Raw genomic sequence first — 9,773 nt, forward strand, 5'->3', positions numbered from 1 at the left:
CGCGGGCGCACCGGCCGCCGAGCTCCTCGGCCACCTCGACGAGCTGGCCGAGGAGTGGGGGGCGCGGCCACCACGAGTGCTGCGGGCCGGAGGTCTCGCGGTGCGCGACCTCAAACGGCTCGGAGCGGTCCTCGACCTACCCGTCGAGCATGCGGCCTTCGTCGCCGAAATGGGCTACGCCGCAGGGCTGCTCGCGGACGACGGCGCCCTCGAACCCAGCTGGGCACCCACCCCCGCCTACGACGAGTGGCAGCAGCAGCCCGGCGAACGACGCTGGTGCCGGGTCGCGGCCGCCTGGCTCGCGAGCAGCAGGGCCCCTTCACTGGTCGGGTCCAACGCCGTCGGCTCGGGCACGGTCAACGCGTTGAGCGCGGCGGCGGTCTGGCCGGCCGGCAGGCAGCGCCGGGCGGATGTGCTGCGCGAGCTCGCCACGCTGGCGCCCGGCGCCGCCCCCGGCATCGGGGTCCTGGAGGACCGCATCCGGTGGCGTCGCCCGCTGCGACTCCCCGAGGGGGTCGAGACCAGGATCGACGTCGTGCTCCGCGAGGCCGACTGGGTCGGGGTCACCGGCGGCGGCGCGTTGAGCGCGGCGGGTCGGCTGCTGCTCGAGGACGACCTCGACGCGGCGACTGCTGCGATGGCCGAGCACCTGCCGGCACCCGTCGAGGAGATCCTCCTGCAGGCCGACCTCACGGCGATCGCGCCCGGACGCCTCGACGGCAGCCTCGCGCGCTTCATGCGGCTCGCGTCGGACGTCGAGTCCCGCGGCGGCGCCACCGTCTTCCGCTTCTCCCCCGACAGCCTGCGCCGGGTCTTCGACGCGGGCTGGTCGGCGGCGCAGGTGCTCCAGACCCTCTCCGACGCCAGCCGCACTCCCGTCCCGCAACCACTGGACTACCTCGTCCACGACGTCGCACGCCGGCACGGGCAGACCCGGGTCGGCTCGGTGAGCTCCTACGTGCGCAGTGACGACGGCGCGGTGCTCGACGCCATGGCGGCCGACCGGGGCCTGAGCCCCCTGCGGCTGCGCCGGATCGCCCCGACCGTGCTCGTGTCGCCAGCACCAGCCACCACCACCCTGGAGATGCTGCGGGACAACGGGTTCACCCCGGCGGCCGAGTCGCCGGAGGGCGGCATCGTCGTCCCGGCAGCGAGCCGACACCGCACGCCTCCTCGCCGGGCCGCGACCTCACCCGTGCAGGTCACCCGGGTGGACGACGACTACTCGACGACCCTCGTGGCGGCGCTGCGCGCGGGTGAGGAGGCCACGGCATACCGACGTCAGCAGGACGAGTCGCGAGTCGGCCCGCGGCTGCCGGCCAGTGATCCGACGGTGACCCTCGCGCTGCTGCGGGAGGCAGTGGCCGACCACCTCGGCGTGTGGATCGGCTACGTCGACGCGACCGGCAGCAGTAGACGGATCCTGTTGCGGCCCAGCCGGGTCGAGGGCGGCCGGGTCCTCGGCTCTGAGGCCGACTCCGACGTGCAGCGGTCGTTCTCCATCCACCGCATCACCGGAGCCGCCCTGGCCTGACCGCCCCGCCTGACCACATCGCCGTGCTCACCAGATGCGGACGCGCTCCTCCTCGGGCAGCCAGAGGTCGTCGCCCTCGACCACGTCGAAGGCGTCGTAGAACTCGGTCAGGTTGCGGGCGATGTTGGCCCGGAACTCGGCCGGCGAGTGCGGGTCGATCTGCAGCAGCTGCAGGGCCGACTCCTCGCGGGCCTTGCCCTTCCACACCTGCGCCCAGCCGGCGAACACCCGCTGTGCACCGGTGAACCCGTCGATCTCGGGCGACGGTGCGCCCTCGGTCGCGATCCGCCACGCCTCGTAGCCGATCGTCAGCCCACCGAGGTCGCCGATGTTCTCACCCACGGTCAGCGCGCCGTTGACGGTGTTGCCGGGGTAGTCGCGCAGCTCGAAGGCGTCGTACTGCTTGATCAGCGCGCCGGTGAGCGCCTCGAAGCGCTCGCGGTCCTCCTGCGTCCACCAGTCCACGAGGTTGCCCGCGCCGTCGTATCGCGAACCCTGGTCGTCGAACCCGTGGCCGACCTCGTGCCCGATGACCGACCCGATGGCGCCGTAGTTGACCGCGTCGTCGGCCTCGACGTCGAAGAACGGCGGCTGCAGGATCGCCGCGGGGAAGACGATCTCGTTCATCCCCGGGTTGTAGTAGGCGTTGACCGTCTGCGGCGACATGAACCACTCGTCGCGGTCGATCGGCTTGCCCAGCTTGCCGAAGTCGCGGTCCAGCTCGAAGGCGTTGGCCCGTCGCACGTTGCCCAGCAGGTCGCTGCGGTCGACCTCCAGCGCCGAGTAGTCCCGCCACCGGTCGGGGTAGCCGATCTTCGGCGTGAACGCCTCGAGCTTCTCCAGGGCCTTGGCTCGCGTCTCCTCACCCATCCAGGTCAACGACGAGATGTTGCGGCGGTAGGCCGCCACCAGGTTCTCCACCAGGTTCAGCATCCGGGCCTTGGCCTCCGGCGGGAAGTACTTCTCGACATACAGCTGGCCGGCCGCCTCGCCTGCCGCCTCCTCAACCAGGGACACCCCACGCTTCCACCGCTTGCGCAGTTCGGTGGCTCCGGTGAGCTTGCGCCCGAAGAACTCGAAGTCCTCGGTCACCAGGTCCCCGGAGAGGTAGGCGGCATAGGCGTGCACGAGCTGCCAGCGCAGCCAGAGCTTCCAGTCGTCCAGGGGCACCTGCTCGAGCGCCTCGGCGAGTCCGGCCAGGTAGCTCGGCTGTCGCACCACGACCTCGTCGAGCGCGTCGGCCGCGACCCCGAGCCCCTCGCGCCAGGCGTCCCAGTCGACCCCCGGAGCCAGATCGCGCAGCCCCGCAGCGTCGACCTTGGTGTAGGTCTTCACCGCGTCACGCGTGGCCACGTTGTCCCAGTGCGACTTCGCCAGCCGCGTCTCGAGCGCCATCACGCGGTCGGCCGCGTCCTGGGCTGCGTCCACCCCGAGGTGACCGAGCATCCGCGCGACGTGCGGCACGTATGCCGTCCGCACACCTTCGTGCCGCTCCTCGCGGTAGTACGACTCGTCCGGCAGGCCCAGACCCGCCTGTTCGAAATAGGCGATGTAGCGGTCGGAGGCGCGGGCATCGGTGTTGATGAAGGGAATCACCGCACCGGCGACCCCGTGGCGCTGCAGCTGTCCCATCACCCGCAGAAGTCCCGGCACGTTCATGACCGAGTCGATCGCCTCGAGGTCCGGCCGCAGCGGGGTCACGCCGAGCTCTTCGACGCGCGCCTCGTCCATGAACGACGCGAACAGGTCACCCGCCTTGCGCCCGGCGGTCGGTGCCGCGTCCTCGGCGCCGGCCTCGGTGAGCAGCTCGTGCAGGTGCCCCTCCGCCTCCTCCCGCAGCATGTCGAAGGTGCCGTAACGCCCACGGTCGGACGGGATCTCGGTGTTCGCGATCCAACTTCCGTTGACGAACCCGAAGAGGTCGTCCTGGGGCCGCACCGAGCGGTCCATCGCCTCGAGGTTGATGCCTGACTTCATCTGGGAACTGCTCCTTCGGAGGGGGAGGGGGCTGGTGAGGTATGACGATCGCATGCGTGAGGTGCGGCTCTAACGTCCGTCCGTGGCCGGGGACAGGTCACAGCTCGCGTTTGAAGCCGACGTGGCTCGCCGTGAAGCCGAGCCGCTCGTAGAACCGGTGTGCGCCGGCGCGCGAGCTGTCGGAGGTCAGCTGGATCAGCGCGCACCCCTGACGGCGCGCTTCCTCGACGGCCCACTCGATCAGCTGCGTTCCGAGACCGGTCCCGCGCTCGTCCGCCCGCACGCGCACACCCTCGACCTGGGCGCGGGTCGTGCCCCGACGGGAGAGCCCCGGGATCGTGGTCAGCTGCAGCGTGCCGACGACGACGCCATCGCGTTCGGCGACCGCGAGCACCTGGTGCGGGTCGGTGGCGATCTGCGCGAACGCCCGCGCATACGGCGCGAGGTCGTCGGGGTCCTCGCGGCCGGCGCCGAGGGGGTCGTCCATCAGCAGCGCGACAATCGTCGACACGTCGTCGAGAGTCGCCTTCCGGTAGGTGACCTCGCTCGCGCTCACCCCTGTCCTCCCGCTGTCGTCGCCGCTCCGGCGAGCGCCTTGACAACTCGCGACGGCGACGGCCGGCCCAGCTGCTGCGCCATCCACACACTGGTCGAGACGAGCTGGTCGAGGTCCACCCCGGTCTCGATCCCGAGCCCGTTGAGCGCCCAGACGAGGTCCTCGGTGGCCAGGTTGCCGGTCGCGCTCTTGGCGTAGGGGCACCCACCGAGACCGCCCGTCGACGCGTCGACGACGGTGACGCCACGGGCCAGCGCGGTCATGGTGTTGGACAGCGCCTGACCGTAGGTGTCGTGGAAGTGCACAGCGACACGTTCCATGCCGATTCCCTTGCCGTCCAAGGAGTCCAGCAGTGACAGGACGTGGCCGGGTGTGCCGACGCCGATGGTGTCGCCCAGGCTCAGCTGGTCGCAGCCGAGGTCCATCAGGCGGCCGCAGACGTCGACGACCTGGGCCACCGGCACCTCCCCCTCCCACGGGTCGCCGAAGCACATCGAGACGTAGCCGCGCACCCAGGCACCAGCCTCCTTGGCACGCGAGACCACCGGAGCGAACATCTCCAGCGACTCGGCGACCGTACGGTTGAGGTTCTTGCGGGCAAACGTCTCGGTGGCGCTGCCGAAGACCGCGACCGAGGTCAGGCCGAGCTCGAGGGCCCGGTCCAGTCCCTTCTCGTTGGGCACCAGCACAGGTCGACGCGGGCCGAGCGCGTCCTCTCCGAGCAGGCCGACCAGCTCCGTCGAGTCGGCCAGCTGGGGGATCCACTTCGGCGGCACGAACGAGGTGGTCTCCACCGTCCCGAGTCCGGCGGCGACCAGCCGCCGGATGAACTCGGCCTTGGTCTCGACCGGCACGACCGCCTTCTCGTTCTGCAGCCCGTCGCGGGGGCCAACCTCGTAGATCGTGACGCGATCCGGCAGCCCGGACAGGGGCACGGTGCTCGGCAGACTCATGTCACTCATCCTGCCATCCGACCTGCCGCCGCCATGGGGCGACGGTGGACCGGCCCCCGTCGGCACGACGTCCTGCGCCGCGGTCGTCGCGGCAACCGGCACGCAGGACCTTCCTTCGAACTCGGGCACCGCCGACGACCGTCCTCGTCCTTTCCGGGGCGATGGTCCCGCCACACCACCGCTGACCTGCAGCGCCGCCTATGCTCGAACCACGCGGCACAGAGGAGCACGCGATGAGCGATGACCCACGCGCCAGTGGCGCCGGCGATCCCGAGGAGGATGCGTTCTCCCGGGCCTTCCGCGAGCGCCGGGCCACGCTCACCGGGAGCACCACGGCACCGGTGCGGCCGGACCCGACCTCTCCGCTGCCGATGACCGACGCGGCACGGATGCCGGTCCACCCGCCGCCAGCAGAGTCGGCCGAGCGCCAGACGCGACCGCCCTCGGGTGCCGCGCCCCCGGATCCTTATGCCGCGCGCCCGGAGGTGGGGACCCCACCCGGCCAGCCCTACCCGGCATACGGCTCCGACGCTCCCCGGCTCTCGCCGCCGCCGGGCCAGCCCTATCCGGCCTACGGACACCACGTCGAGGACCAGTCACGGCCGTCGGCCGCGCCGCTGGTCACCGTGTCGCTGCTGACGATGGTCTTCACCATGCTGTTCGTCGGCCTGCCGAGCGTCGCCATCGGCCTCCTCGCGGTCGGCAAGGACGACGCTGCCGCCAAACGACGACTGCTGCGGGTGGGCTGGATCGTCTACGTGGTCAACTGGGCGTTCGTGGTCATCGGCGCGGTGCTGCTCGGCGTGGGGCTGGCCGTCTGGATGCACCAGCTCACGACGCCGGTGAGGTGAGCGCTACGGGAACACCCCACCGGCCGAACGCGTTGATGCCACAGTTATGACCGACGGCCCCCTCATCGTCCAGAGCGACAAGACCCTCCTGCTCGAGGTCGAGCATCCCCGTGCCGACGAGGCGCGGCGTGCGATCGCGCCGTTCGCCGAGCTGGAGCGCGCCCCCGAGCACGTCCACACCTATCGGCTCACTCCGCTCGGCCTGTGGAACGCCCGCGCCGCCGGGCACGACGCGGAGCAAGTGGTGGACGCGCTGGTGACCTACAGCCGGTATGCCGTGCCGCCGGCCCTGCTGGTCGACCTCGCCGACACGATGGCCCGGTATGGCCGGCTCAGCCTCGAGAAGCACCCCTCGCACGGTCTCGTGCTGCGCAGCACCGATCGGCCGGTGCTGGAAGAGGTGTTGCGGCACAAGAAGATCAAGCCCCTGGTCGGCGCGCGCGTCGACGACGGGACGATCGCCGTGCATCCCTCCGAGCGCGGCCACCTCAAGCAGGAGCTGCTCAAGGTCGGCTGGCCCGCGGAGGACCTGGCCGGTTACGTCGACGGCGAGGCGCACCCGATCGACCTCGACGAGTCGGAGTGGTCGCTGCGGCCCTACCAGCAGCACGCGGTCGACGGCTTCTGGCACGGTGGCTCCGGCGTGGTCGTCCTGCCCTGCGGGGCGGGCAAGACGCTGGTCGGCGCGGGTGCGATGGCCCGTGCCCGCACCACCACCCTCGTGCTCGTGACCAACACGGTCGCCGCCCGGCAGTGGCGCGACGAGCTGTTGCGGCGCACCTCCCTGACCGAGGACGAGATCGGCGAGTACTCCGGCGCCCGCAAGGAGATCCGGCCGGTGACCATCGCGACCTACCAGGTGCTCACGACGCGCCGCAAGGGCACCTACACCCATCTCGACCTGCTCGACGCCCGCGACTGGGGACTGGTCATCTACGACGAGGTGCACCTGCTGCCTGCTCCGATCTTCCGGATGACCGCCGACCTGCAGGCCCGCCGACGCCTCGGCCTGACCGCGACGCTCGTGCGCGAGGACGGCCGCGAGTCCGATGTGTTCAGCCTGATCGGACCGAAACGGTTCGATGCGCCCTGGAAGGACATCGAGTCCCAGGGCTACATCGCCCCCGCCGACTGCGTCGAGATCCGGGTGACGCCTCCCAACGCCGAGCGGATGGCCTACGCGACCGCGGAGCCGGAGGACCGCTACCGGCTGGCCTCGTGCAGCCCGACCAAGGACCACGTCGTGGAGGCGCTCGTGGCCCGGCACCGCGGTGAGCCGACCCTGGTCATCGGCCAGTACCTCGACCAGCTCGAGACGCTCGCCGGCCGGTTGGACGTCCCGCTCATCACGGGCGCGACGACGGTCACCGAGCGGCAGAAGCTCTTCGCCGCCTTCCGCTCCGGCGAGGTCGGCCTGCTCGTCGTGAGCAAGGTCGCCAACTTCTCCATCGACCTGCCGGAGGCCAGTGTCGCCATCCAGGTGTCGGGCACCTTCGGGTCCAGGCAGGAGGAGGCGCAGCGACTCGGCCGGGTGCTGCGGCCCAAGGGCGACGGCCGCACCGCGCACTTCTACACGGTGGTCGCCCGCGACACCGTCGACGCCGAGTTCGCGGCTCACCGGCAGCGGTTCCTCGCCGAGCAGGGCTACGCCTACCGCATCGTGGACGCCGACGACCTCCAGGCCGGCCTGCCCGACTGACACGGAGTTGCTCTCGCTGCCCCGCTGGCTCACCCCGCGTTCCCGCTGCCTCCCGCTGCCCGGCAGGTGGCGGCGTGAGCAGCCTCGCGGCGCCCAGACGGCATACAGGAAACTCCCAGACTCCGGCGGGACACTGGACGGCGTGACTACGCAGACACCAGAAGCACGGCTGCTCGTCGTCGAGGACGAACCCAACATCCGCGAGCTGCTCGCCACGAGCCTGCGGTTCGCCGGTTTCGAGGTCGAGGTGGCGGCCGACGGCAACAGCGCGCTGACGCGCGCCGCCGAGCTGCAGCCAGACCTGGTCGTGCTGGACGTGATGCTGCCCGACATGGACGGTTTCACCGTGACCCGCCGGCTGCGCGAGCGTGGACGCGCGCTCCCCATCGTGTTCGTCACCGCCCGGGACAGCATCGACGACAAGATCAAGGGACTCACGGTCGGCGGCGACGACTACGTCACCAAGCCGTTCAGTCTCGAAGAGGTCGTCGCCCGGATCCGGGCGGTGCTGCGCCGCACCCGCCAGGAGGAGCCGGAAGGCGGCGACGCGACCCTCCGATTCGCCGACCTCGAGCTCGACGAGGACTCCCACGAGGTGCGGCGCGGCGGCCGGGTCGTCGAGATGTCGCCGACCGAGTTCAAGTTGTTGCGCTACCTGATGCTCAACCCCAACCGGGTCCTGTCCAAGACCCAGATCCTGGACCACGTCTGGGACTACGACTTCCGCGGCGAGTCGGGCATCGTCGAGTCCTACATCTCCTACCTGCGGCGCAAGCTCGACGTCGACGGACCGTCGCTGATCCAGACCCGGCGCGGGGTCGGCTACGTGCTGCGGCTGCCGCCGGAAGCGCCCTGAGCGGCCGATGAACCTTCCCCCGGCGCCCCAGGCGCACGAGCGCCTGCGGGCGATGCCCCTGCGCTGGCGGCTCATCGCGGTGGTCGTCGTGCTCATGCTCGCCGCCATCGTCCTCACCAGCGGCGCCACGACCGCCCTGCTGCGTGGCTACCTGATGGACCGCACCGACAAGGAGCTGCGGCAGGCCGCGGTCCCCGTCGCCTCGGCCGCCTTCGCGCAGGTCCTCAACCAGCGCTCCGACCTGGACCCGTTCGCCCCTCCCAATACCTACGCCGTGCGGATCATGCCGACCGGGTCGGGCAAGCCGATCGACCTGACCACGCCCACCAGCGACCAGGATCACCCCAAGATCCCGGACTTGTCCCTCGCGGACTCGCGGGTGCGCAGCGGTCAGCCGTTCACCGTCGGCTCCGTCGACGGCGACGGACGCTGGCGGGTGGTCGCCGGCGCCACCCGTGACGGGACCGCAACGTTCGCGGTGGCGGTCTCCCTCGCCACGGTGGACAGCACGGTGCACCGACTGCGCGTCCTCACCACCATCATCGGGTTGGTCGTCACGGCGGCCTGCGCCGTGATCGGCTGGTTCGCGGTGCGCCGCGCCTTCCGGCCGCTGCGCGAGATCGAGGACACGGCAGCGGCCATCGCCGGTGGTGACCTCACCCGCCGCATCCCCCAGCGCACCGCGCCCGACGAGGTGACCAGCCTGGCCGACTCACTCAACGCGATGCTCGCGCAGATCGAGCAGTCCTTCGCCGTGCGGGAGGCATCCGAGGACCGGATGCGCCGGTTCGTCGGTGATGCGTCACACGAGCTGCGCACTCCACTCGCCACGGTGAGGGGGTATGCCGAGCTGTTCCGTCAGGGGGCAGTGCGCGAGCCGGAGGAGGTCGCCGGGGCGATGCGCCGGATCGAGGACGAGGCGAGCCGGATGGGTGGGCTCGTCGAGGACCTGCTGCTCCTCACCCGGCTGGACACGCCCAGGTCGGTCGAGCTCGGCACGGTGGACCTCACCGTGCTCGCGGCGGATGCCGCGCAGGACGCCAAGGCGCTCGACCCCGGTCGCTCGATCCGGTTGCTCCCGATCGGCGCCCTGGTCGAGCCGACGCTGGTCGCCGGCGACGAGGAACGGCTGCGGCAGGTGGTGGCCAACCTCGTGGCCAACGCCATCAACCACACCCCGGCCGGCTCTCCCATCGAGCTGGCTGTGGGGCGCCGCGACTCGCGGGCGGTGCTCGAGGTCCGCGACCACGGCAGCGGGGTCGCCCCCGAGGACGCGGCACGGGTCTTCGAGCGCTTCTACCGTGCCGACCCGGCACGCACCCGCGGGCACGGCGGCGGCAACGGCCT

The 9,773-nt window shown here is 71.4% G+C and carries 8 protein-coding genes; 5 read left to right on the forward strand and 3 right to left on the reverse strand.

What is annotated here, in order from left to right; all coding sequences use genetic code 11:
- Positions 1–1,534 (forward strand): helicase-associated domain-containing protein (locus FRW57_RS11900; RefSeq protein WP_162529341.1); only part of this gene is annotated, 1,534 nt, incomplete at its 5' end.
- Between the two features lie 27 nt (positions 1,535–1,561).
- Here FRW57_RS11900 and FRW57_RS11905 read toward each other — a convergent pair.
- From FRW57_RS11905 to FRW57_RS11915, 3 genes are all read right to left on the reverse strand, one after another.
- Entirely contained in the window at positions 1,562–3,511 is a 1,950-nt protein-coding gene (locus tag FRW57_RS11905; RefSeq protein WP_137120666.1) for a M13 family metallopeptidase, read from the reverse strand.
- A gap of 97 nt (positions 3,512–3,608) precedes the next feature.
- Positions 3,609–4,067 (reverse strand): GNAT family N-acetyltransferase, encoded by a 459-nt coding sequence (locus FRW57_RS11910; protein WP_238384550.1) that lies wholly within the window; start codon positions 4,065–4,067, stop codon positions 3,609–3,611.
- Positions 4,064–5,020 carry a hydroxymethylglutaryl-CoA lyase gene (locus FRW57_RS11915; RefSeq protein ID WP_202911442.1) on the reverse strand — a complete coding sequence of 319 codons (957 nt, stop codon included), beginning with the start codon at positions 5,018–5,020 and terminating at the stop codon, positions 4,064–4,066. Before FRW57_RS11915 ends, FRW57_RS11910 begins: the two co-directional genes overlap by 4 nt.
- 233 nt (positions 5,021–5,253) lie before the next feature.
- On the opposite strand from FRW57_RS11915, the gene FRW57_RS11920 reads away from it, so the two are divergent.
- From FRW57_RS11920 to FRW57_RS11935, 4 genes are all read left to right on the forward strand, one after another.
- Entirely contained in the window at positions 5,254–5,871 is a 618-nt protein-coding gene (locus FRW57_RS11920; RefSeq protein ID WP_137120668.1) for a hypothetical protein, read from the forward strand.
- A gap of 46 nt (positions 5,872–5,917) precedes the next feature.
- Entirely contained in the window at positions 5,918–7,570 is a 1,653-nt protein-coding gene (locus FRW57_RS11925; protein WP_137120669.1) for a DNA repair helicase XPB, read from the forward strand.
- 142 nt (positions 7,571–7,712) lie between these two features.
- On the forward strand, positions 7,713–8,426 hold the full coding sequence (locus FRW57_RS11930; protein ID WP_137120670.1) for a response regulator transcription factor: 714 nt from the start codon (positions 7,713–7,715) through the stop codon (positions 8,424–8,426).
- A gap of 7 nt (positions 8,427–8,433) precedes the next feature.
- A partial coding sequence (locus FRW57_RS11935) for a sensor histidine kinase (protein ID WP_238999404.1) occupies positions 8,434–9,773 on the forward strand: 1,340 nt, incomplete at its 3' end.

It is taken from the genome of Segeticoccus rhizosphaerae, from assembly GCF_009192725.1.
Taxonomy (GTDB): domain Bacteria; phylum Actinomycetota; class Actinomycetes; order Actinomycetales; family Dermatophilaceae; genus Segeticoccus; species Segeticoccus rhizosphaerae.